Annotated in this window: 29 protein-coding genes; 14 read left to right on the top strand and 15 right to left on the bottom strand. The window is 69.5% G+C overall.

Annotated features, from left to right (window positions below; translation table 11 throughout):
* Nucleotides 1–45: 45 nt before the first annotated feature.
* Entirely contained in the window at nt 46–984 is a 939-nt protein-coding gene (locus tag RQG82_RS08370; protein ID WP_311258635.1) for a DUF1214 domain-containing protein, read from the top strand.
* An 18-nt stretch (nt 985–1,002) separates the two neighbouring features.
* Here the strand turns inward: RQG82_RS08370 and RQG82_RS08365 are convergent, their stop codons facing one another.
* Nucleotides 1,003–1,905, bottom strand: coding sequence for a helix-turn-helix transcriptional regulator (locus tag RQG82_RS08365; RefSeq protein WP_311258634.1), 903 nt, complete (start codon nt 1,903–1,905; stop codon nt 1,003–1,005).
* Nucleotides 1,906–2,052: 147 nt separating this feature from the next.
* Between RQG82_RS08365 and RQG82_RS08360 the strand changes: the two genes are divergently transcribed.
* The 3 genes from RQG82_RS08360 to RQG82_RS08350 all read left to right on the top strand — a co-directional run bounded on the left by RQG82_RS08360 (nt 2,053) and on the right by RQG82_RS08350 (nt 3,894).
* The gene (locus RQG82_RS08360; RefSeq protein WP_311258808.1) at nt 2,053–3,078 is read left to right on the top strand and encodes a zinc-dependent alcohol dehydrogenase family protein; all 1,026 of its coding nucleotides are present in this window, start codon (nt 2,053–2,055) and stop codon (nt 3,076–3,078) included.
* A gap of 88 nt (nt 3,079–3,166) precedes the next feature.
* Entirely contained in the window at nt 3,167–3,577 is a 411-nt protein-coding gene (locus RQG82_RS08355; RefSeq protein ID WP_311258633.1) for a cupin domain-containing protein, read from the top strand.
* Nucleotides 3,574–3,894 (top strand): carboxymuconolactone decarboxylase family protein, encoded by a 321-nt coding sequence (locus RQG82_RS08350; RefSeq protein ID WP_311258632.1) that lies wholly within the window; start codon nt 3,574–3,576, stop codon nt 3,892–3,894. Before RQG82_RS08355 ends, RQG82_RS08350 begins: the two co-directional genes overlap by 4 nt.
* A 28-nt stretch (nt 3,895–3,922) precedes the next feature.
* On the opposite strand, the gene RQG82_RS08345 is transcribed toward RQG82_RS08350, so the two are convergent.
* Genes RQG82_RS08345 through RQG82_RS08335 form a run of 3 tightly spaced genes read right to left on the bottom strand, consistent with a single transcriptional unit; the run spans nt 3,923 to nt 5,674 of the window.
* Nucleotides 3,923–4,735, bottom strand: coding sequence for a DUF1206 domain-containing protein (locus RQG82_RS08345; protein ID WP_311258631.1), 813 nt, complete (start codon nt 4,733–4,735; stop codon nt 3,923–3,925).
* Nucleotides 4,732–5,406, bottom strand: coding sequence for a phosphatase PAP2 family protein (locus tag RQG82_RS08340; protein ID WP_311258630.1), 675 nt, complete (start codon nt 5,404–5,406; stop codon nt 4,732–4,734). Before RQG82_RS08340 ends, RQG82_RS08345 begins: the two co-directional genes overlap by 4 nt.
* Nucleotides 5,407–5,413: 7 nt before the next feature.
* Complete coding sequence (locus RQG82_RS08335; RefSeq protein ID WP_042540012.1) at nt 5,414–5,674, bottom strand: DUF6458 family protein; 261 nt, start codon at nt 5,672–5,674, stop codon at nt 5,414–5,416.
* 116 nt (nt 5,675–5,790) lie between these two features.
* On the opposite strand from RQG82_RS08335, the gene RQG82_RS08330 reads away from it, so the two are divergent.
* Together RQG82_RS08330 and RQG82_RS08325 are read left to right on the top strand one after the other, a co-directional pair.
* A complete protein-coding gene (locus RQG82_RS08330; protein WP_311258629.1) occupies nt 5,791–6,453 on the top strand; it encodes an ArsR family transcriptional regulator in 663 nt (220 codons plus the stop codon).
* Between the two features lie 18 nt (nt 6,454–6,471).
* Nucleotides 6,472–7,188 (top strand): TetR/AcrR family transcriptional regulator C-terminal domain-containing protein, encoded by a 717-nt coding sequence (locus RQG82_RS08325; protein ID WP_311258628.1) that lies wholly within the window; start codon nt 6,472–6,474, stop codon nt 7,186–7,188.
* 11 nt (nt 7,189–7,199) lie between these two features.
* On the opposite strand, the gene RQG82_RS08320 is transcribed toward RQG82_RS08325, so the two are convergent.
* From RQG82_RS08320 to RQG82_RS08305, 4 genes are all read right to left on the bottom strand, one after another.
* The gene (locus RQG82_RS08320) at nt 7,200–8,252 is read right to left on the bottom strand and encodes a YihY/virulence factor BrkB family protein (RefSeq protein WP_311258627.1); all 1,053 of its coding nucleotides are present in this window, start codon (nt 8,250–8,252) and stop codon (nt 7,200–7,202) included.
* 61 nt (nt 8,253–8,313) lie between these two features.
* Nucleotides 8,314–8,877, bottom strand: a complete 564-nt coding sequence (locus RQG82_RS08315; protein ID WP_311258626.1) for a DUF3618 domain-containing protein — start codon at nt 8,875–8,877, stop codon at nt 8,314–8,316.
* Nucleotides 8,874–9,287, bottom strand: coding sequence for a phage holin family protein (locus tag RQG82_RS08310; RefSeq protein WP_311258625.1), 414 nt, complete (start codon nt 9,285–9,287; stop codon nt 8,874–8,876). The genes RQG82_RS08315 and RQG82_RS08310 overlap by 4 nt, the downstream gene beginning before the upstream one ends.
* Nucleotides 9,265–9,972 (bottom strand): hypothetical protein, encoded by a 708-nt coding sequence (locus RQG82_RS08305; protein WP_311258624.1) that lies wholly within the window; start codon nt 9,970–9,972, stop codon nt 9,265–9,267. The genes RQG82_RS08310 and RQG82_RS08305 overlap by 23 nt, the downstream gene beginning before the upstream one ends.
* 203 nt (nt 9,973–10,175) lie before the next feature.
* Between RQG82_RS08305 and RQG82_RS08300 the strand changes: the two genes are divergently transcribed.
* Together RQG82_RS08300 and dinB are read left to right on the top strand one after the other, a co-directional pair.
* The gene (locus RQG82_RS08300) at nt 10,176–10,919 is read left to right on the top strand and encodes a hypothetical protein (RefSeq protein WP_311258623.1); all 744 of its coding nucleotides are present in this window, start codon (nt 10,176–10,178) and stop codon (nt 10,917–10,919) included.
* A gap of 81 nt (nt 10,920–11,000) precedes the next feature.
* Nucleotides 11,001–12,197: a DNA polymerase IV gene (gene dinB / locus RQG82_RS08295; RefSeq protein WP_311258622.1), complete on the top strand. Its 1,197-nt coding sequence runs from the start codon at nt 11,001–11,003 to the stop codon at nt 12,195–12,197.
* A 37-nt stretch (nt 12,198–12,234) separates the two neighbouring features.
* On the opposite strand, the gene RQG82_RS08290 is transcribed toward dinB, so the two are convergent.
* Nucleotides 12,235–12,561: a hypothetical protein gene (locus tag RQG82_RS08290; protein WP_311258621.1), complete on the bottom strand. Its 327-nt coding sequence runs from the start codon at nt 12,559–12,561 to the stop codon at nt 12,235–12,237.
* Nucleotides 12,562–12,669: 108 nt separating this feature from the next.
* On the opposite strand from RQG82_RS08290, the gene RQG82_RS08285 reads away from it, so the two are divergent.
* Entirely contained in the window at nt 12,670–12,951 is a 282-nt protein-coding gene (locus RQG82_RS08285) for a hypothetical protein (protein WP_311258620.1), read from the top strand.
* 24 nt (nt 12,952–12,975) lie between these two features.
* Here RQG82_RS08285 and RQG82_RS08280 read toward each other — a convergent pair whose 3' ends face one another.
* The 4 genes from RQG82_RS08280 to RQG82_RS08265 are packed head-to-tail and all read right to left on the bottom strand — an operon-like array spanning nt 12,976 to nt 16,483.
* Complete coding sequence (locus RQG82_RS08280; protein ID WP_042540001.1) at nt 12,976–13,269, bottom strand: hypothetical protein; 294 nt, start codon at nt 13,267–13,269, stop codon at nt 12,976–12,978.
* Between the two features lie 15 nt (nt 13,270–13,284).
* Entirely contained in the window at nt 13,285–14,586 is a 1,302-nt protein-coding gene (locus RQG82_RS08275) for a glycosyltransferase (RefSeq protein WP_311258619.1), read from the bottom strand.
* On the bottom strand, nt 14,583–15,557 hold the full coding sequence (locus RQG82_RS08270) for a hypothetical protein (protein WP_311258618.1): 975 nt from the start codon (nt 15,555–15,557) through the stop codon (nt 14,583–14,585). Before RQG82_RS08270 ends, RQG82_RS08275 begins: the two co-directional genes overlap by 4 nt.
* Complete coding sequence (locus tag RQG82_RS08265) at nt 15,554–16,483, bottom strand: WcbI family polysaccharide biosynthesis putative acetyltransferase (RefSeq protein ID WP_311258617.1); 930 nt, start codon at nt 16,481–16,483, stop codon at nt 15,554–15,556. Before RQG82_RS08265 ends, RQG82_RS08270 begins: the two co-directional genes overlap by 4 nt.
* A gap of 85 nt (nt 16,484–16,568) precedes the next feature.
* Between RQG82_RS08265 and RQG82_RS08260 the strand changes: the two genes are divergently transcribed.
* The 4 genes from RQG82_RS08260 to RQG82_RS08245 are packed head-to-tail and all read left to right on the top strand — an operon-like array spanning nt 16,569 to nt 20,708.
* Nucleotides 16,569–17,681 (top strand): glycosyltransferase, encoded by a 1,113-nt coding sequence (locus RQG82_RS08260; RefSeq protein ID WP_311258616.1) that lies wholly within the window; start codon nt 16,569–16,571, stop codon nt 17,679–17,681.
* Nucleotides 17,648–18,817, top strand: coding sequence for a glycosyltransferase (locus RQG82_RS08255; RefSeq protein WP_311258615.1), 1,170 nt, complete (start codon nt 17,648–17,650; stop codon nt 18,815–18,817). The genes RQG82_RS08260 and RQG82_RS08255 overlap by 34 nt, the downstream gene beginning before the upstream one ends.
* Entirely contained in the window at nt 18,814–19,860 is a 1,047-nt protein-coding gene (locus RQG82_RS08250) for a hypothetical protein (protein WP_311258614.1), read from the top strand. Before RQG82_RS08255 ends, RQG82_RS08250 begins: the two co-directional genes overlap by 4 nt.
* Nucleotides 19,857–20,708 (top strand): glycosyltransferase, encoded by an 852-nt coding sequence (locus tag RQG82_RS08245; RefSeq protein ID WP_311258613.1) that lies wholly within the window; start codon nt 19,857–19,859, stop codon nt 20,706–20,708. The genes RQG82_RS08250 and RQG82_RS08245 overlap by 4 nt, the downstream gene beginning before the upstream one ends.
* On the opposite strand, the gene RQG82_RS08240 is transcribed toward RQG82_RS08245, so the two are convergent.
* Together RQG82_RS08240 and RQG82_RS08235 are read right to left on the bottom strand one after the other, a co-directional pair.
* The gene (locus tag RQG82_RS08240) at nt 20,677–21,297 is read right to left on the bottom strand and encodes a cyclodeaminase/cyclohydrolase family protein (protein ID WP_311258612.1); all 621 of its coding nucleotides are present in this window, start codon (nt 21,295–21,297) and stop codon (nt 20,677–20,679) included. The genes RQG82_RS08245 and RQG82_RS08240 overlap by 32 nt on opposite strands.
* A gap of 18 nt (nt 21,298–21,315) precedes the next feature.
* Nucleotides 21,316–21,708, bottom strand: coding sequence for a hypothetical protein (locus RQG82_RS08235; protein ID WP_311258611.1), 393 nt, complete (start codon nt 21,706–21,708; stop codon nt 21,316–21,318).
* A gap of 127 nt (nt 21,709–21,835) precedes the next feature.
* Between RQG82_RS08235 and RQG82_RS08230 the strand changes: the two genes are divergently transcribed.
* Nucleotides 21,836–22,087, top strand: a complete 252-nt coding sequence (locus tag RQG82_RS08230) for a hypothetical protein (protein WP_311258610.1) — start codon at nt 21,836–21,838, stop codon at nt 22,085–22,087.
* The last annotated feature ends 15 nt before the right edge of the window (nt 22,088–22,102 follow it).

Here is a 22,102-nt window from a genome sequence, read left to right as displayed (position 1 = left end):
GATTCAGGGGTGGCGCGCGCCGAAGCCCATATGTGAGCATCGGATATGGCCCTCATCGTGAACGCCGACAACTTCGTCCGAGCCGAGAACGATCGCATGCTCCAGGACCTCCAGCGAGACGCGGGCGGCGTGAACCGGTTCCTGCACAACAGGGCGCCCGCCGCGGTGGACAGCCAGACCGTCATCCGCCTCAACCGCGACACGCTCTACAGCTTCGCCGTCGTGGACATATCCGACGGTGCCCTCTTCACGATTCCCGAGCACGGCGACCGCTACCTCTCGGCGATGGTCGTCAACCAGGACCACTACATCAACCGCGTGTTCCACGAACCCGGGGAGCACACACTGAGCGTCGAGGAGTTCGGATCCCCCTACGTCGTGCTGGCAGTGCGCATTCTCGTCGACCCTCAGGATGCCTCGGATCTCGAAGCCGTCGCGGCGCTTCAGGATCGGATCGACGTGAACGCGGGATCGGCGTCACCCTTCGTATCGCCCGAGTACGACCGCGTGTCATTCGATGACACGCGGAATGCCCTGCTCGCTCTCGCCCGACGACTCACCGGGTTCGACCGAATGTTCGGCTCGATCGAGGAGACCGACCCGATCAGACACCTCATCGGCACGGCGGCCGGCTGGGGCGGCCTGCCGACCAGCGAGGCGAGGTACATCGGCGTGGACCCGGGTCTGCCTCCCGGGCGATACGAGCTCACCGTCGCAGACGTTCCCGTCGACGGCTTCTGGTCCATCTCGGTGTACAACGCCGTGGGCTACTTCGAACCCAATGACGCCGGCGCCTACACCGTGAACAGCATCACCGGCGAGCCGAATCCGGACGGCTCGATGACGGTGAGGTTCGGTGACTGGCCCGCCGGAACGGCGAACGCCATTCCCACACCCGACGGATGGAACTACCTCGTGCGGCTCTACCGCCCGCGACCGGAGATCGCGGATGGCAGCTGGACCTTCCCGCCCCTCCGACCGTAGCGTCGGCGATGTCTGAGATCAGCCGTTCGACTGCGCGGCCGAGGTCTCATCGACGGACTCGCCGTGCGGCTGCTGCATCGACCACGAGGCGAGCAGCGCGAGACGCTCGGCGGAGGGCGAGCCCGGCTCGGCCGAGTAGACCAGCAGCACGTTGCCGGGTTCGGCCGTGATGGCGAGCTCTTCGTACGCCAGCGTCAGCTCGCCCACAAGCGGATGCTGGAACCGCTTCGTGCCGGCGCCATGAATGCGCACGTCGTGGGCGGCCCACAGCCGCCGGAACGTCTCGCTGCGGGTCGACAGCTCGCCGACGAGATCCTGCAGCCCCTTGTCGTGCGGGTCGCGCCCGGCCTCGGCGCGCATGATCGCTACGCACATCTCGGCGAAGAGATCCCAATCCGGATAGAACTCGCGCGCCGCCGGGTCGAGGAACTGGAAGCGGGCGAGGTTGGGGGTGCGACCGCCGTCGCCGATCACCGGTGAGTAGAACGCACGAGCGAGCTCGTTCGTGGCGACGAGGTTCTGTCGAGGGTCGCGGACGAACGCGATCGCGTCGGTGATCGACGCGAGCGCCCACTCCAGGCTGGGGCGGGCGGCACCGGGCTTCGCCGTGCGCCGCCGCGAGCGACCGCTCGACGGGATGCCGTCGGCCGCGCGCGCGAGGTCGAGAAGGTGCGCCCGCTCGGCGTCGTCGAGCTGGAGAGCCGATGCCAGGGAGTCGAGCACCGCCGCCGAGGCTCCCGCGATCGCGCCCCGTTCGAGCTTGGCGTAGTACTCCACGCTCACGCCGGCGAGCGCCGCCGCCTCGCTGCGCCGCAATCCCGCGACGCGTCTGTTCGTGCCGGGGGCGATGCCGACCGACTCCGGCGCGACACGTGCGCGGCGGGTCATCAGGAACTCGCGGACCTCGGATCTGTTGTCCATGCTCAGGACGCTACCCCGCAGTGGCGCGCTGAGGGAGGTTCTTCCAGTACACCCCTCGACAGGGACTCCCTCACGCGCTCCGAGAGGGACAGGCTGGACACCATGAGCACAGAGACCATGAGCACAGACATCACGAGCACAGCCACCATGCGCGCCGTCGTCATGCACGCCCCCGGAGACGTCCGCGTCGACGACATCGCGCGGCCCACCATCGTCGAGCCCACGGATGCGATCATCCGGGTCACCGCCGCCTGCATCTGCGGTTCTGACCTCTGGCCCTACCGCGGCATCGAGCCGGTGAACAGCCCCACCCCGATGGGCCATGAGTACATCGGCATCGTCGAGCAGATCGGCGACGAGGTCAGCGACATCAAGGTCGGCGACTTCGTCGTCGGGTCGTTCGTCGCCTCCGACAACACGTGCGAGATCTGCCGGGCCGGCTTCCAGTCGCGCTGCATCCACCAGGTCATGATGGGCGCGGTCGGCACGCAGTCCGATTACGCCCGCATCCCCCTCGCCGACGGCACCCTCGTCGCAGTCGAGGGCGACCCGACGCCGGCACAGACCCGCAGTCTGCTGGCGGCATCCGACGTGCTCGGCACCGGCTGGTTCGCCGCTGTCGCCGCTGAGGCAGGCCCGGGCAAGACCGTCGCGGTGGTCGGCGACGGAGCCGTCGGGCTGCTCGCCATCCTCGCCGCCAAGCAGCTCGGCGCCGAGCGCATCATCGCGATGTCGCGCCACGCCGACCGTCAGGCCCTCGCGACGACGTTCGGCGCGACCGACATCGTCGAGGAGCGCGGCGACGACGGTGTCGCGAAGATCAAGGAGCTCACAGGCGGTTACGGCGCGCACTCCACGATCGAGGCCGTCGGCACGCAGGAGTCGATGATGCAGGCGATCCACGCCACGCGCCCCGGCGGACACATCGGCTACGTCGGCGTCAGCCACGGCGTCGAGCTCGACGGACTCGACCTGTTCTTCTCGACCGTCAGCCTGCTCGGCGGACCGGCACCGGTGCGCCGGTTCCTTCCCGAGCTGATCGACCTCATCATGACCGACCGGATCGACCCCGGCATCGTCTTCGACCTGACGCTGCCCATCGAGCAGGCGGCCGAGGGATACAAGGCCATGGACGAGCGTCGCGCCACCAAGGTGCTGCTCACCACCGACTGAACCGCCTGTCTGCGGGGGGGGTCGTGGAGCACGGCCCTCCCACCGCAGACAGCACTCAGCACCCGCTGCAGAAAGAAGGAGCGAAGCAATGAAACTCGAACCCACGCAGTCCACGACAAAGAACCCGCCGGAGCAGTTCGCCGGCGATGTCTGGGTCGACATGGTCGCCGTGCCGCACGAGAGCGACCAGCGGATGTCGGTCGCGATCGTCAAGTTCGCACCGGGCGCCCGCACTGCCTGGCACTCGCACGCGCGCGGCCAGTACCTGCGGGTCACGCAGGGCATCGCCCGCTTCGGCACCCGCGACGGGGAGATCATCGAGGTCCACCCGGGGCAGACGCTCTACACCCCGCCGGGCCAGGATCACTGGCACGCATCAGCAGACGGCACGTTCATGGAGCACATCGCGATGCTCGAGAGCGGAGACGACCCCGCGACGACGACCATCTGGAAAGAGCACATCACCGACGCCGAGTACGACGGGCAGGCGCAGGCATGAGCGGCTGGACCGGCGGACAGCGAGCTGTGGGCGATATCGCCCCGGCCCTCGCCCACTACACCGACGCCGTGCTCTTCGACGAGGTCTGGGCGCGTCCCGAGCTCTCGCCCCGCGACCGCAGCCTCGTCACGGTGTCAGCTCTCGTCACCCTCGGCGCGGCCGAGCAGCTCACGTTCCATCTCGCCTTCGCCCGCGACAACGGCGTGACCGAGGAGGAACTCGTCGAGGCCATCACCCATCTCGCCTTCTATACGGGCTGGCCCCGCGCCATGGCGGCCATCGCCGTGGCGCGCTCGGTCTTCGCCGACGAGGAGTGAAGAGCGACCCGCGAGGGCAGCTACCGCGTCACATGCGGGCGTAGCGGGCGCGGGCGAAGCAGAACAGGCCGTAGAGAGCGAGACCGGCGCCGACGACCCACAGGATCACCGGACCGAAGGGCAGTCCGGCCAGAGCGCGCAGCGCCGAGTCGAGACCGCCGGCGGTCTCGGGGTCGTGGGTGAGCGCCGCGATGACGAAGAGCACTCCGGCCACCCCGACCGCGACGCCCTTGGCGACGTAGCCGGCCACTCCGAACGCGGTGATGCCCGAGCGCGCCTTCGCCGACGGCACCGAGAGGTGCTCCATGAAAGCGCGAGTGAATCCGCGCACGATGAAGGCGATCCCGACCGCGGCCACCCCGAGCCCGACCAGCACGAGCAGCACGACACCGGCCGGCGCCGCCAGCAGCTGGGCGCTGAACGACTGCGAGGACTCGGACGACTGCGACTGGCCACCGAGCGCATAGACCAGAGCCGTCGCGCCGATCGCCAGGTAGGCGACGGCCGTGCCCACGAACTTCGCCCGGTGCGCCCACATCTTCTTCGGATCGGGATCGCGCTCGACGACGGCCTCGGCGATCTGCCAGATCGCGAGCGCGAACAGGCCGAGCACGATCAGCCAGAGCAGGAACACACCGGCAGGCGACTGCTGGATCTGCTGCAGGGCACCGCCCTGGTCGGCGTTCTCGCCACCGCCACCGTTGGCGATCGAGATCGCGATCCCGCCGATCAGGATGTGCAGGATGCCGAGCACGACGTAGCCGACGCGGGCGAGCACGCGGAAGGCGGTCGAGTCCTGAGCGGCCCTCGCGGTGGAGGCGGCCGAGTCGCGAGTGTTCATGGGTTCACGGTGCTTTCGATCGGTTCTTCGGAGATGTCTGAGGTGCTGCGGGACCGAGCGAGGCGGCGCGCGCGCATCGCCTCGACACAAGCCCAGACGAACGTGGCGACAGCGACGCCCTCGAGCATTCCGGCGACCACATCGCTGAGCCAGTGGGCGTGGAGATAGGTGCGGCTCCACATCATGAGGAGGACCCACGCGACACCGACGACCCAGACCCACCGTCGCCGAAGCACGAGCCCGAGGATCACCACGACCGTCGTGGCGACGGCGGTGTGCCCGGACGGGAAGGAGGTCGCGACGCTTTCCGCGAGCGAGTCGGCCGGACGCGTCCGGCCGATCACCGCGGCCATGGTCGCTCCGATCGCGACCACGGTGACCATCGCGATCGCCAGCGTCGCGGCATCCCACCGCCGCCCGCGCCACAGGAACACGGCGATCAGCAGCGCGCCGACCACGATCATGCCGATCGTGCCGCCGACGACGGCGGGCACCCAGGCGACGACGAGCCAGGCGTCGCTGCTGAGCGCGACCATGAGATCGTGCCACCAGATGTCGACGACGAGCGGCTCATGACCGCCGAGGGCCACCACGGCCCGCAGCACGACGAACGCGAGGGTCGCTGCGGCACCGACGACGATCGCGCCGGTGCCGCGCTGCGCCTCGGTCATATCGAGATCAGGCGAGGGGCTCGTTGTCGCGGATGCTCCGGCGGGTCACACGCTCGCCGGTCGCGGGGTCGACGGCCGTGCGGTCGACGGTCTCGGTGCGCCGACTGCGCATCACGAGGATGAGGCTGATCAGGAAGACGACGACTCCTGCACCCATGAGGATGTAGCCGATCAGGTCGAGATCGACGTAGCCGCCGGTGTCGATGTTGAGTGCGAAGACGAGGATCGCTCCGATGACGAAGAGCGCGATGCCGCTTCCGATACCCATATGTCCATTCCTCTCCGAGCCCGCGTTCGCGGACTCGCGACGACCAGAATAGGGTCAGCGTAGATTGAGTCAATGGGCATGGACACATTCACCGTCCCGTGATAAGGATGGGAATGATGACCGATCTCGAACGCCGCGCCGGCATCTTCGCCGCACTCGCTGATCAGACGCGCCTGCGCATCGTCGACCTGCTGACGCTCGGAGATCTGTCGTCCTCTGAGATCGGGACGGCACTCGACCTCCGCTCGAACCTCATCGCGCACCACCTCGGAGTGCTCGAATCAGCGCAGATCATCGCGCGCACCCGCTCGGAGTTCGACAGACGGCGCAGCTATATCGGGCTGCGCCCCGAGGTCTTCAGCACTCTCGCGCCCCCCAGCGTCGCCCCGCCCCGTCGTGTGCTGTTCGTGTGCACCGCGAACTCCGCACGGTCGCAGCTCGCCGAGGCGATCTGGCGCGATACGAGCCCGGTGGCGGTCGCCTCGGCAGGCACCAGACCGGCCGAGAAGGTGAACCCCGAGGCCACCGCGTCGGCCGCTCGACACGGACTCGTCATCGACGGCGACCATCAGCCCCGCCATCTCGACGATGTGCGCGCCGACGGCGACCTGGTGATCACGGTGTGCGACGACGCCCACGAACGCCTCCACGACAGCGACGACCTGCACTGGTCGATCCGCGACCCGGCTCGGATCGGCACGGCCGCCGCGTTCGACGCCACCTTCGATGCGCTTGTGCAGCGCATCCGCGCCTTCTCGTCTCGCCTCGTCGCCGCCTGAGCCGAGTACCGTGGGGGCATGCCGAAACGTTCGCAGCCGAAGCCGGCTCGCCCCGCACCCGCGGGCCTGAGCCGAGAGCTGATCATCGGGACCGCTCTGGCGCAGATCGACGCCATCGGCCCACAGGCTCTGTCGATGCGATCGCTGGCGCAGCAGCTCGGTGTCGAGGCGATGTCGCTCTACCGTTACGTCAACGGCCGCGAGGATCTGCTCGAGGGCGTCGTCGCGCGGCTCATGGGCAACCTGAACGCGAACCTGGATCCGACCCTCACCGAGCACTGGCAGGGTTTCCTGCAGACCGTCGCGCATGAGGTCCGCAGCATCGCGATCGCACACCCGAGAGCGTTCCCGCTCGTGGCCACGCGTCACCCGGCGGCCCCGTGGCTGCGGCCGCCGCTGCGGAGCGTCGAGGTCGTCGACACCTTCCTGAGCGCGCTGATCGGCTACGGATTCACGGACGAGCAGGCCGTCGACGCCTACCGCTCGTTCACCAGCCTGCTCCTGGGACACCTGCTTCTGGAGTCCGCCGTGCGCGGAGCGGACACCGGACCCGCATCCGAGCCGCTCGACGAGGGCGGAGCGGACATCCCCGAGCACGACGGACAGAAGGATCTGGCGAATGCGCCCGAGGTCGTGCGTCTCCGTCCGCTGCTGAGTGAGGAGAGGAGCGACGAAGAGTTCGACATCTCGCTCGAAGCCCTCCTCGATCGCCTGAATCTCCGGCTCACGCAGTAGGGCCGCCCGGATCAGTCGTCCGCGCCGGACTCCGTGCGGATCCTTCGCCCCTCCTCGATGTCCTTCTGCTCCTTCTCGGCCGCCTTGTCGCTCTTGCGCGTGTCGCGGGGAGGGAGCTGGATGTCCTCTTCGGCCGCGATCCCGGCCTGCAGCTGGCGCCCGCGCTCGAGCTCGGCGTCGAACTCCGCACCGAACAGCAGAGCGAGGTTAGCGATCCACAGCCAGAGCAGGAAGACGATGATCCCGGCGAGAGAGCCGTAGGTGCGGTCGTAGTTGGAGAAGTTCGCCACGTAGAACCCGAAGCCGAGGGTGGCCAGGCCCAGGACGATGATCGCCAGGAGAGCGCCGATGCTGATCCAGCGGAACTTCGGCTGCTTGGCGTTCGGGGTGGCGTAATAGAGGATCGCGACGATCAGCACGACGAGCAGGGCGAGCACCGGCCACTTGGCGATGGACCAGATCGTCTTCGGCACCTCGCCGACGCCCAGCGCGTCTCCCACCGCGTCGGTGACAGGGCCCGAGACGACGAGGATCACCGCAGCGACCACGAGGAGCACGATAGTGATGATCGTGACGAGCAGCTGGGTCGGCTTGAGCTTCCAGAACGGCCGCCCCTCTTCGATCTCGTAGATGCGGTTCATGGCCCGGCTGAACGCCCCGACGTAGCCGGAGGCAGACCAGATCGCCAAGAGGATGCCGGTCACCAGAGCGAATCCGGCGGCCGGAGAACCCGCGAACTGCTCGATGGGCCCGCGGATCGCGTCTGCCGTGTCGCCCGGAGCGATCTGCTCGACGATCTCGAGCACCGCGTCGCTGGCGGCCTGTCCCTGCCCGAACACTCCGAGCAAGGAGAAGACCGCGATGAGGCCGGGGAAGATCGACAGCACCGCGAAGTACGTCAGCGCTGCGGCGATGTCGGTGCATTGATCGGACGAGAACTCGCGGATCGTCTTCTGCAGGACGTACTTCCACGAGCGCTTGTGCAGCTCATCCGGGGAGTCGGGCTTGTCAGATGCCTCGGGATCCGGGGCGGTGCGGTCGCGACCGCGCGTGGTGCTGGTCATCGGGGTTCCTCCATCGTGAAGGCGGACCCGCCGCGAGGCGGGTCCGCCTGATCCAACCGGGTCAGCTGCTCGCGAGGTTCTCGCGAGAGTGCTGCGCCTGGTCCTTCACTTCGCCTGCCGCGGTCTGTGCGTCGTCCTTGACCGTGGCCATGGAATCCTGCGCGGACTCCTGCACGGATGCGACCGAAGCCTTGACGGGCTCCTTGAGGTGCTCGCCGACCTCCTTCGCAGCATCCGTGACCTCGTCGACGAGGGGCTGAGCCTGATCCTTGACGGACGCGGCGAGGCCCTTCTCCTTCGATGACGCCGGGAACAGCGAGGCGAGCAGGAGGCCTGCGCCGAAGGCGATCAAGCCGACCGCCATGGGGTTGCCTTCGGCCTTGGCCACTGCGCGGTCCTTCACATCTCCCATGTGCGACCCCGCACCCGAAAGCGAAGAGCCCGCATCGTCGGCGGCCCCCATGACACGCTCGCGGATCGAGCCGAAGGCACCGCGCACGCGGTCCACCTGACGGTCGACGATCTTCGAGGGCGAGACCTTGTCGGCGAGGGCGTCGACGTCCAGGCCCAGGTCTTCACGGGTGCGCTCGATGTCGGCGCGGATGGCATCGGGTGAATCACTCATCGGTTCTCCTCATTCCTTCTCAACGTTTCGGGTATCTCTTTCAGGGTGTCCACCGTCTGGGGGGCGCCCTCGACCTGCGAGAACTGGCCACGGCCGACGACGAACAGGATCGCGGCGATGATCGCCCAGATCGCTGCGACGACGACGCCGGACCACCCGCCGCCGATCAGAGTGCCCAGCGCCCACCACAGGGCGACGGACAGGAAGAACACGGCCATCAGCGCGCCGTAGCCGGCAGCGCCCATGAGCCCCGCCCCCTTGGCGGACTTCGCGGCCGAGTCCTTGAGCTCTGCCTTGGCGAGCGTGACTTCCTGGCGCATCAGCGTAGAGATGTCACGGGTCACCTCACCGAGCAGATCGCCGAGCGAGGTCGACGCGGCTTTGGCTTCAGAGGGCGTGGGGTCGGTCATGACCGGCCTCTCCGAGGATGTCCGGTCGCTCCGACGCGGTCTGCGCGTAGAGCGGGGTCGCGCCCGATGCGCCTGCGGGCGCACCGACCGGGACAGCGACCGACGGATCCGGATGCACCTGCGCGGGCGGCGGCACGGGTGCCGGGGAGGCATCCTTGTCGTCGGATGCGTTCGCGGCGAGGGCCCGGGTGAGCCTGCCCGCGACGACGCCGATGACGGCGGCCGCGAGGATGAACGTTCCGGGCTTGCGCCGCGCATAGCCCTTGACCTCGGTGAGGACGGAGCTGGGGTCGCGGTCGCCGAGCCACGTCGACATCGCGGACAGGCGGCCGGAGACCTGCTGCACCAGATCGCCGGCGATTCCGCTGCCGGTCGAGTTCGAGGCCATCGAGCCGAGCTCGTCACTGACCGAGCGGAGACCGCCCGCGAGCCGCTGCTGCTGGGTGTCGGCCTGCTCCTTCAGCTCGCGCTGAGTCTGCGCGTAGAGGTCTTTGGCCTGGGTCTTCGCCTCTCCGACGACGCTGGCAGCCTCATCCTTGACTGTGCCGACGACGTCGTGCGCCTGGGCGGAGGCGGTGTCCTTCAGGTCAGCGGCCTCGTGCTTCGCAGCATCGACCGTGCCTGACGGATTCTGGGAGTGCACGTCCGAGCCTCGGGGGCTCGTCGTCTCATAGTTGTCCGACATGGGGGCTCCTTTCGCGGTCCGATCGGATGCGATCGGTCGGCCCTTTCTAAACCCCCTGATCGCATCTCACCACGTCCCTTGCGCACATCAGACTTACGGTGTAAACCGCGCGGGCTTACGGCGTAAGCTCAGGCCTTATACGCGCATGTCGGGCTGCGAACAAGCGCCTTCTTCGACGGGCGTCGAATCCCTACCGTCGCAGCATGAGCGCAACCAACAGCACGCCAGATCCCCGTCCGCCCCGCGAGGTCGGCACCCCGGCCGCCGCTTCGAACTCCGAGCACCTCGTCGTGCCTGCCGATCGCGATGTCGCGCCCGGCAATCGGGTCCTGCCCGCCGATCGCGATGTCGCGCCCGCCGATCGGGTCGTGCCCGCCGATCGCGATGTCGTGCACCGCGGAGAGGTCCATGATCGTGAGAAGGCCGAGTTCGGCGGATTCAAGTTCGGATCGGCGTTCTTCGGCTGGCTGACCGCGATGGGAGCCACGGTGCTGCTGACCGCCCTCGTCTCGGCGATCGGCGCAGCACTCGGCCTCGGTGGCGACGTCACAGCCGATGAGGCGGCAGAGGCCGCCGTGGGCGGCGGAGCCATCATCGCCGCGATCGTCATCGGCGTCGTGCTGTTCGTCGCCTACTTCGCCGGCGGATACGTCGCCGGCCGCATGGCCCGTTTCAGCGGAGCCAAGCAGGGCATCGCGGTCTGGATCTGGGCGGTCGCGATCGCGATCGTCGTGGCCATCATCGCCGCGATCGCCGGCTCGCAGTGGGACATCCTCGGCAACCTGCAGGGCTTCCCCCGCATTCCGGTCACCGCCGAGACCGCGACCATCACCGGCATCCTCACCGCACTCGGCGCCGCCGTCGTCACCCTCGTCGGCGCTGTGCTCGGCGGCCTCGCGGGAATGCGGTACCACCGCAAGGTCGACCGCGTGGGCCTCGGGGCCTAGGCGCTGCCGAGAGGTCGCCCTGCCGGCCTGAGCCGATGTCCCCGGTGCGTGCGACGATCTGCACGTCGACGGGAGAACAGGATGCGGGGCGAAGCCACCGTGCTGCACGCCGATCTCGACGCGTTCTACGCCTCGGTCGAGCAGCGCGATGCCCCCGAGCTGCGCGGCCGGCCGGTCATCGTCGGGGGCGGGGTCGTGCTTGCCGCGAGTTATGAGGCCAAAGCCCGCGGGGTGCGCACGGCGATGGGCGGGCGACAGGCGCTGCAGCTGTGTCCGGACGCCGTGGTGGTGCCCCCGCGCATGGAGGCGTACTCGGCCGCGAGCCACGACGTTTTCGCGATCTTCCGCGACACGACGCCGCTCGTCGAGGGGCTCTCGATCGACGAGGCGTTCCTCGAGGTCGGGGGGCTCCGGCGCATCGTCGGCACCCCCGAAGAGGTCGCCGTGCGTCTGCGCGAGCGGGTGCGCACCGAGGTCGGGCTGGCCATCTCGGTCGGCGTCGCGCGCACGAAGTTCCTCGCCAAGGTCGCGAGCGCCGTCAGCAAACCGGACGGACTGCTCGTGGTCGAACCCGACCGCGAAGAGGAGTTCTTGCTGCCGCTGCCGGTCGAGCGACTGTGGGGCGTGGGCGCCGTCACCGCTGAGAAACTGCAGCGCTATGGCATCCGCACCGTCGGTCAGCTGGCCGAGCTCGAGTCGTCGTCGGCCGAGCGGATGCTGGGCAAGGCCGTCGGCGCGCACTTGCACGCCCTCGCCCGTCTGCGGGATCCGCGTCCGGTCGACACGACTCGGCGCCGTGGCTCGATCGGCTCGCAGCGCGCACTCGGCAAGGGCCCGCGCTCGGCCGAGGAGCTCGATCTGACCCTCACGCAGATCGTCGACCGACTCGCGCGGCGGCTGCGTGACGGAGACCGGGTCTGCCGGTCGGTGGTGCTGCGCCTGCGCTTCGGCGACTTCGCGAAGGCCACCCGATCACGCACGCTCGGATCCGCCACCGATCGCACGGCGATCCTGCTCACGGTGGCTCGAGCACTGCTCGCCGCCGCGCTCCCCGAGATCGCCGAGCGTGGCATCACCCTCATCGGGCTGTCGCTGTCGCACCTCGACCACGCAGACCGCGCGCAGCCAGAGCTGCCGATCGACTGGGGCGACGAAGAACGACTCGACACGGTTCTCGACACCCTGCGCGATAGGTTCGGCGCGACGTCCGTCTCGCGCGCGGCGCAGATGGGTCGCGACCCGGGGTGGTCGAGCCCGATACTCCCCGAGCACGAGTGACCCATGGGGGCGTCGCGCGGGTGCGACAGCCGCGTCTCTAGCCGAGGTCGTACGAGCCGTCGTCGGGCATCTCCATCGGAGAGGTCGTGGGCGATTCGACGCCGCGAGTGAGTGTGCGCAACCGGTCGACCAGCTCGGGGTCTTCGAGTTCGGGCCCTCTGCCGGGCACTTCCTTGGCCACGATCTGGCTGGCGGGTCCGATCAGGAACTTCGCCGTGACGATCGCGCCGTCCGGCTCCTGCACCGGGATCTCCACGAGCTCGGCACGCTCTTCTTCGCCCAGTGCGCGCCCGTATGCCAGCAGCGCATCTGCGATGTCGTCCCCCGTGAGATAGGCGTCGCCGCCGTAGATGATCGTCTGCATGGTTCCGTTCTAGAGCAGTTCGGGCCGTTCCGTCCGCCCCTTGCCCCGGCCCGGTGCGACTGATAACGATTTGCGGTCAGGGCCGTCACTCCTCGTAGTGTGGAGTGCATGGCAGAACAGAAGACGATGATCCAGACGGAGATCCTGGCCGACGGAGTGACGTATCTCCTCGCCCAGGACCAGGACCTCGAGGCGCTGAAACGCCGCATCGAAGAGGCGATCGCCACGGCTGGCACGTTCGTCGATTTCGTCGTCGTCGGCAACCGTCAGGTGAGTCTTCTGGTCACGCCGCGCTCACGGGTGTCCATCAGCGTGGCAACGGTGCTCTTCGACGCCCGCGACACGGGAGACGTCGACTTCCCCTTCGGCGGGCACTACGACCTGCTCTGACCCCGACTGACCGAGCCGTGCGGCTCAGAGCTGGTCGAGCACGAGTTCGCCCCGCGAGTTCAGCTGATCCATCATGTGAGCGACCCGCGCGGGGTCGATCGCGTGCACGGTCGGAAGATCGAACTCGAACACCAGCGGGATGGCGGGGTGCACCCAGATCGTCAGGCGGCCCGATGACGCCTCCGGCTTCGGCAGCCAGGTCATCATGAAGCTCTCGTTGCGACGAAGCTTCGTGCCGATCACGATCTTCACGTGCGCCAAGGTCACTTCTTCGATCTCGATCGCCGGCCGCGAGCTGTTGTACTCCAGTTTCCCCATAGGAGAACTGTACGCTCAGCAGAACTGATCGCGCGCACCCCAACCTCCGACCCAGGCCTCCACCCTCGGGTCTGAGCGCAGGAGGTGGATGCCGTCCGCGACGGCGCGGTGCGATTCGAAGGCGTCTGACGTGCCCCACCGCGCGGCGCGGCGCATCGCTCGCCGCGAGCGCAGCACTCCCAGCGACGAGCCCTCGGCGTCGACGAGATCGACCCTGCCGACGTCGCCCGTGCCGAGACCCGCGATGCGCTCGGCGATCCAGGCCGGCTCGAGCACCACGACCGGTCTGTCGAGCTCCCAGATCACTCGGGCGTCGAACTGCCCACCGCCGACCACGATGCGCGGATCTCCCACGAAGGCCGGCACCGTCGCGTCGACCACCACCCGCGCCAGCGGGAACGCGGTGAGAATCGAATCCACGGCGACGAACAGCGCCGCCGGGGTGTGCGTTCCGCGCAGCCTGACGATGAGGTCGGGCACGTCCGACAGCACGCCTCGCGGGGCCGAACCGCCGACCGGGATCGACGAGACGAGCCTCATCGTCTGGGCGTTCGCGCGCTCGAGGCCCGAACTGCTCCGCTCTGCCCACTCGGGCCCGTCGTGCCACGCCACGGCCGTCGGCACGTGAGCGAGCACGGCGCCCGCCTGCCACATCCGATGCGCCCACTCCCAGTCCTCACCCCCGTAGGCCGAGAAGGACTCGTCGAACCCTCCGGTCTCGTCGAACAGGCGGCGCGAGCAGGCGATCACCGCGCCGATGACGAACCGGTATGACCGGTCGTCGGCGTCGAGCAGATCACGGCTTCGGGAGTACTCCCGCGCGAGCCACGACGGCTCGGGGAGCTCACGGTCGACGACGGCCTCGAGCACGGGTGCCTCCGGAGCGATGCCCGAGAAGTCCGCGTGCCGACGGCGTCCGACGGTGACGGCCTCGGGAAGCAGAGCCGGAAGACGGGTGAGCGCTCGCACATACCCGGGCTCGGGGGCGGTGTCGGCGTCGAGGAAGCAGAGCACGTCGCCGCTGCTCGCGCGCACGCCGAGATTGCGTGCGGCCGCGAGGCGGAAGCCCCGATCCTCCTGGCGCACGAGGATCACCCCGTCAGGCACCCGGACGTCGCCCGCGGAGCCGTCGTCGGCGACGATGATCTCGAGAAGCTCGTGCGGATAGTCCTGCGCCGACAGGGCGAACAGCGTCCGAGCGAGCTCAGCCGGCTGCTCGTAGTGCGCGACGATCACCGACACCGTCGGCAGGGTCTCGGGGTCGACTCCGTCGAGCGTGTTCCACCTGTTGCCGACCACCCAGGGCCGCCGCGTCACCGGGCCAGCCCTCTCCACCAGCGCACGTATGCCTCGGCCGCCTCCGGCCACGACATCGGCAGCCTCGTCAGCCCGTGCCAGGTCGACTCGGGGTGCTCGAAAGCCTGCCGCACCGCCACCGCGAGCTCGGGTTCGTCGACCGTCTGCAGAGTGCCGGGGCGCAGAGTCGCCATCTCGTCCATGTAGCGGTTGCGCACCGCGACGGGTCGCCGGCCCCATCCGATCCACGACGCCAGGGAGCCGGATGCCGACACATGACGATGTGCGATCACCGGCACCGACACGGCGCGGCCGCGCCGCGCGATCTCGGCGTCGTCGAGCCAGCCCGTCACCTCGACGTCGACCCCGAGCGCACCGGCACGGCGGACGAACTCCTCGAGTTCGGCGGCGTGACCCTCCGAGGCGCGGCCGAGAACCGTCATGCTGCCGATGCCCGCCTGCGCCGCCGCACGGGCCGCCTCATCGTGTCCCTTGCCGGGATAGAAGTAGCCGAGCACGCCGACGGAGCCATCCGCCGGCATCCGCTGCATGTCGGGATCGAGCGCGACGGGCAGAGGGATGCTCACCGCGGGGCCGGACCACACTCCCTCTTCGCGGAGCAGCGCATGCTCGTGCTCGCTGTTGACCGCCACCCCTCGCGCGGCTGAGGCCACGGCCGCGTATGCCGCTCGCCTGCGGGGCAGATTGCGCTCGCCGTCCGACGCCTGCGGGACATCGTGCAGAGTGACGCTGATCGCTCGGCGCGCGGCGAGCGCGCCGAACGCCAGCGACGCCTGCTCGGGAGAATCGCCCCACAGACGATCGGTGAAGTGCACATGCAGCGCGGTGTCAGCCGGCACGGCATCCAGATCGGCCGCATCGATCGTGCCGATCGACGGATCCTGTGCGCGCACGGCTGAGGCCACCTCGCGCCCGTACATCGCGACGCCGTGGGTGCCAGGGTGCACGAGCAGCAGCGGAGCGGCGCTCATCGCGCCCGCCAGACGTCGAGCAGCGGAGCGAGACGGGTCAGGGCGGCATCGACGAACTCGGGGTGGGCGGCGTACCACTCGAGGTGGGCGGCCCGCACCTCGGCATCGTCGATCGGTGCGCCGTCGACGATCCAGTGCGCGCGAGGCTCGTCGGGCAGCGCCCACGCCTCGACGACCTCGGGCTGCAGCGGCGCCCGCACCGAATTCAGCAGCGGCCGGCCGGGGTCTGTGGGGCCACCGGTGTGGCCGAGCGCCCCGAGCACGCGGGCCCCCAAGGGCATCCACACCGCGTCACCCGGGTGGTTGACGGTGCGCGCGTGATCGGCCGTGACCGCGTCGAACAGGTCGGAGACCCGCACGTCTGCGCTCTGCTCGCGGACGCGCAGCGTGTCGATCGAGGACTCCCCCACTGCGCGCACCCCGTCGGGTGTCAGCGCGGCGACGACGCGGATGCCGGCGGCAGCGGCGAGCGTGCGGATGTCGTGATAAGCCACGATCGGCGGGTCGCCCTCGACGCCGGGCACGCGGATCGCGGCCTGGAAGGGGTGCAGGCCCGCGAAGCGCACCGGAGGGACGGTCAGCACGCGAGCATCCGTCGCGGCGGCGATCTGGCGCGTGCCCAGCGGCAGATCGCGATAGTCGTCGCGGATCGGCTGGCTCACCACGGTGTCGGCGGCACGGACGATCTCGTGCAGACGCACGGCATCGGCGGCGGTCATCTCGTGCACGGCGGGAACGCGCACGAAGCGGTGCTCGGGAGCATCCATCACCAGGCGCAGCGACTCGGCCTGGCAGTTGCCGAGGACGACCCCGAAACGCTCGGGCAGAGGGTCGAGCCCGTAGAACTCCGAGTAGTGCCTGCGGCGCGCTAGCACCAGAGAGCCTTCCGGCGCAACGGCCGTGCCCACTTCGTGATCTTGGCTCATGATATGAACGTACCCCCTCGATCTCATCAGTCTTGCGTCCCCCATTGCCCTGCGGCCCTCCGTCATCGCGATACACGCACGTCGGGTGCTCAGCCCGCCAACGGAGAACCACATCGTCACCGAACCTGCCCTCATTCGCGTCGCCTCGATTCCGGCCGCCCACCCCTATGTGCGTGCGATCACCGACGCACAGCGTGTGCGCGTTCTGCCCGACCCTGCCGTCGCGGGTGCACCCGCCGACGTGTGGTGGCCGCCGGTCGCGCTGACCTCGCAGTGGCTCGACGCACACGGTGCAGACTTCGACGTGCTGCACGTGCACTTCGGTCTCGAGTCGTTCTCTGCCGATGACCTGCGCGAGGCTCTCGAGACCGCGCACCGGCTCGGCAGGCCCGTCGTGTACACCGTGCACGACCTCGAGAACCCGCAGCTGGTCGATCAGCGGCACTATCGAGAGCTGCTCGACGTGATCATCCCGTCGGCCGATCACCTCATCACACTCACCTCGACGGCCGCGGAGGAGATCGGACGGCGGTGGCACCGCAGCAGCCGGGTGCTGGCTCACCCCACCCTGCTCGACGGCGCCGCAGCGCCCGAGCGCGCGGTCGACGAGACCCTGCGGATCGGAATCCACCTGCGAGACCTGCGCCCGAACATCGCCGCCGAACGTGCGGTGCGCGCAGCCGTCGACGCCGCCGCGCTGCTCGCACAGACAGGGCGGGCGGTCGAGTTCGAGGTGCTGATGCACGAGAGCATCCGCGATGCCGCCGCAGCCGCCCGCGTGACCGCCGCCGCTGACGCGCACCCCGCAGTGCGGGTGCGACGCACTCCGCGTCTGAGCGACGCGGGCATCGATGCCTGGATCGGAGGACTCGACCTCTTCGTCCTGCCCTACCTGCACGGAACCCACTCCGGATGGGTCGAGCTCTGCTACGACCTGGGGGTGCCCGTGGCCGGAACGGACGTCGGGCACATCAGCTCGCAGCATCCCGATGACTTCTTCGTCATCGACCTCGACGACCCGCAGACGCTGGTCGAGGCCGTGGCCCTCGCCTCAGACGCGCGCGCCGCGTCGCCCCGTGCATCGGTGGTCGATCGGCGACGGGCCGAGAGAGTGGCCGAACGGGAGGGCGTGCGCGACGCGCACGCCCGGCTCTACGCCACCGCATGCGCCGAGATCTCGACGGCGGCCAGCGCGTGATCGGTCGCGAGCGGTTGCGGGTGCTGGTCGTGGCCCCCGAGCGTCACGCCCTTCGCCAGCCGCACGCCGGCGGCCTCGAGGCCGTGGTGTGGAACCGTGTGCGCTGGCTGCGCAGCCGGGGTCACGACGTGCAGCTCTGTGCGGCAGAAGGGTCTGACTTCCTCGGCGACGACATCGATCTGCACCTGCCGAGCCCCCGGTGGCATCAGTCACGGGATGCGTCGGACACCGACTTCCCCGAGGGACACCGCCGACTCATGACCGACGCCTTCGCGCGCGTGCGGGATCAGCTCGACTCCCCCGCGACCCGCGTCGACGTCATCGACAATCACAGCCTGCACGGGGATCCGATCCTCTGGAGCCGTGACATCGGAGTGCCGGTCGTCACCACGCTGCACACACCGCCCCTCGCCGACATGGTGATCGCCTCGAACGCACTCGCCGGCTCGTCGCCGCACCGTTTTCTCGCGGTCAGCCAGTACACCGCTCGGGCCTGGTCGGCCGAGGGCGTCGAGGCGTTCGTCTTCACCAACGGCGTCGACACGGCGCAGTGGAGCCTGGGGCCCGGCGGAGGCGACTGGGTGTGGTTCGGACGCATCGTGCCCGAGAAGGCACCGCACCTCGCCATCATCGCCGCCCGACGCGCCGGGGCGCGCCTGAAGCTCGCGGGCCGAGTGGGCGACTCCGCGTACTTCGATCGGGAGGTGCGGCCGCTTCTCGGCGGCGGCATCGACTATGTCGGGGCGCTGCGACAGCCCGAGCTCTCGGCCCTCGTGGGCGCCGCATCGGTCGCTCTCGTGACCCCGGTGTGGTCGGAGCCCTTCGGGCTGGTGATGGCCGAGGCGCTCATGACCGGCACGCCCGTCGCCGCGTTCGACTCCGGCGGCACCAGCGAGGTGCTGGCCGGAATCCCCGGCACCGCCATCGTGCCCGCCGCCGACACCGACGCTCTCGCCCACGCCGCAGCGGCGCTGGTCGGGCAGTCGCGACTCGGACTGCGCCGCCAAGACGTGCGCGAGGCGGCCTCTGCTCGCCACTCGCTCGACCACAGGCACCGCGAGATCGAGCGGGTTCTCTCCGTCGCCGCTCAGAGCGCGGTGCCTGCCCACGAGCTCGTAGAGGCGGTCGGCGCATGATCGGCTGGTACGTGCATCATCACGGCTGGGGCCACATGACTCGGATGCAGGCGATCCGCCCGCACCTCCGAGACGAGGTGACGGTGTTCTCGAGCCTTCCCGAACCCGAGTCGCTGGCCCCGGGCACGATCTGGGTGCAGCTGCCCTCGGACTCCGATGCGGTCGTCGGGCCCGACGGCGTGCGCCGCGAGGCGCATGAGCTCGGCGACGTCACGGCCCGAGGCAACCTGCACTGGGCGCCGCTGAGGCACCCTGGGCACCAGGCCCGTCTCGCCGCGATCGCGGAGTGGGTGGCCATTCACCCGACCTCCGTCTTCGTCGTCGACGTCAGCGTCGAGGTCACGACGCTCGCTCGCCTGCTCGGGGTGCCGACGATCGCCGTCGCGCAACCGGGCGATCGCACCGACGCGCCGCACCGTCTCGGGTACGACCTCGCCGACCGCATCCTGGCGCCGTGGGCTCCGGGCATGATCCCTGCGAAGGCCCTTGTCGGTCGCGAAGACCGCGTGCGACCGGTGGGCGCGATCTCGCGCTACGACGGCCGCGCTCGCACCGACGCAGACACAGACACCGACGCAGACACAGACACCGCAGACGCTGACGCAGTGCGTCGCGTGCTGTTCCTCGGCCTCGCCCTCGACCCGCTGCGACTCGCCCAGACGATCGAGCTGCTGAGCGCAGACGGGTGGGTCGTCGAGAGCGCAGGGGCGGGCCGAGACGATCGCGTCGACGACGTGTGGCCGCTGCTGTGCCGTGCGACCGTCGTCGTGAGCGCGGCGGGTCAGAACAGCATCGCCGATCTCGCGGCCGCAGATGCCCACACAGTCGTCATCGCCCAGGAGCGCCCGTTCGGCGAGCAGCAGGACATGGCCCGTGTGATGGCCGCGCACGGCCTCGCCCAGACCGTCGCGGCTGACGCGTCACCGGCCGAGGTGGTCGACAGCATCCGACGGGCAGCAGACACCGCACCCGACTGGCAGGCGTGGCAGGTGTCGGGCTCCGCCGCACGTGCCGCGGCCGCGATCGAGGAGCTGGCGCGATGAGCATCCGCGTCGCCGTCATCACCCCGGCATCGGTGAACCGTCTCGACCACCTGCAGCGCCAGCGCCGATTCCTCGACGAGGTGCGCACGCCGGGCATCGACGTCGTGCGTGTCGAGGCATGGCTCGACGTCGATGCGCCACCCTCGGCACCGTCAGCCCTGTTCGCGCATGTGCCTCCGGGCCGCGACGGCATGCGCGTCGGTGCGGCGCGCAACGCCGCAGCCGCCCTCGCGCTGGCTCACGGTGTCGACCTGCTGGTGTTCCTCGATGTGGACTGCCTGCCAGGGCCCGACCTGCTCGAGAGATACGTCAGCGCGGCGCAGGCCCACCCGCACGACCTGCTCTGCGGACCGGTGACCTACCTGCACAGTGTGCAGCGCCCCTCGACGATGCTCGAACTCAGCGCCATGACCCGGCCGCATCCGGCTCGCCCCCTGCCCTCAGACGGGGCCATCGTGGCGGCGACCGATGACGAGTTCGACCTGTTCTGGTCGCTGTCGTTCGCGGTGACCGCAGAGACGTGGACGCGCCTCGGCGGCTTCGACGAGGCGTACCAGGGGTATGGCGCCGAAGACACCGACCTCGGCCGGCGGGCTCGGTCGCACGGCATGCGAGTGCAATGGGTCGGTGGCGCGCACGCCTACCACCAGTGGCACCCGGCCGGTTCTCCGCCGTGGCGTCACCTCGACGACATCCTGCGCAACGGCGCCCTGTTCGCCGAGCGCTGGGGCGAGTGGCCGATGCTCGGCTGGATAGACAGCTTCATCGAGGGCGGTGCGGTCGAACCGCACGGCGACGGATACCGCCGCGTCGATCTCAGTCCAGACGGGCGGACAGCTCGTCGATGATCTGAGCGACCTGTCGCCTCGCATCAGCCAGGCGCCTGATCTCGGCTTCGAGGTCGGCGATCTCAGCGGCCGGCGACCGGTGGCGACGCGCGATCTGCAGATTCGCGCGGACGTTCAAGGACGCCCCCGACAATCCGGCCAGGAGCGCCTCTGCGGCGACCGCGAGATCGACGACGATGTGAGGGTTGCCCACCTCGACGAGCACACGCACGTCTTGCAGCATCCCGACACCTATCAGCCCGACACGCGCCGCCGACCTGGCCCCCTCGACGGCGGCGTCACGGACGCGCTCATCGCGGGAGGGGTCGTCGGTCGCCAGCGCCAGGGCCGCTCCGAAACTCGCTGACACGATGCCATCCGCCTCGACCGCCCGCAGCGCCTCGGCCCGCTGCCGGGCGAGGCGGTCGAGGATGTCCGCCGCTCGCGGGTCGTCATCGGAGTACCCGCCGACCATGCTCATCAGCGATGCGGCGATCGCCAGCATCACACCGGCCGCGGCTCCTCCCCCGGGAGAGCCCGTCGGACGACTCAATGCGTCGAACCAGTCATCCATCGGTGTGGATGCGGGGATGTCGGCGGGGTCCTGCATGAGCGTCACACTATCGAGCTAGGACACCAGCAGCGGCAGCAGCGACACGACCAGCCCCACGAACCCGACGCCGGCGAACACGATCCCGAGAGTCAGGATGACGCGCCGCGTGTGGGGCGGCTCTCCCACCCGCGCATGGGCGGGGTTGTTCGCGCTGACCACTCCGTCGGCCCAGCCGTCCTCCGCATCGGCGGACTCATGTCTTTTCAGCGGCCGCTCGTGAAAGTCTCCGCCGGCGAACCAGCGCCCGATCAGCAGACCGTCGCGCTCGATGACGGCGATCTCGATGGGCAGCCACGCTCCCTCGACGGTGCGGATGAGAAACCCCAGCAGAAGCAGCGGCAGGCCGACGCCGAGGCCCACCCAGGAGAGCACCTCACCGACGAGAGCGAGAGTGTCCAGAACCTGCATCACCCCATCGTAGAGAGTGTCGCCCACCCTCGGCGGCGAATCCGCTAACCACTGCGCGTCTCAGGCGCAAGGCCCTCTGCACACTCGCCCGGCTCGCCTAACGTCGCCGACGAGGGGAAGGAGAACCGTGAGGACTCACATAGAGATCGACGGCACGAGCTTCGTGCTTCAGGACGATCAACCCCTGAGCGACATCATGGCGGAGATCGAAGCGGCCGCATCCTCGCCGCCCGCGTTCGTCACTATGTCTGCCGAGGGGCGGAGCATCAGCGTGCTGATCCGCGCGACGACACGGGTGGTGATCTCGGTCGAGAAAGACGACCATGTCGAGCCGGACCACGGCCCGTGGAGCCTTCCGTTCGACGAATGGGAGCTGTGACTCAGAGGAACCCGG

This window comes from Microbacterium sp. WCS2018Hpa-9 (genome assembly GCF_031843745.1).
Classification (GTDB): Bacteria; Actinomycetota; Actinomycetes; order Actinomycetales; family Microbacteriaceae; genus Microbacterium.
Note: the sequence above shows the minus strand (reverse complement) of the source record. Positions and strands in the feature narration are given on the sequence as shown.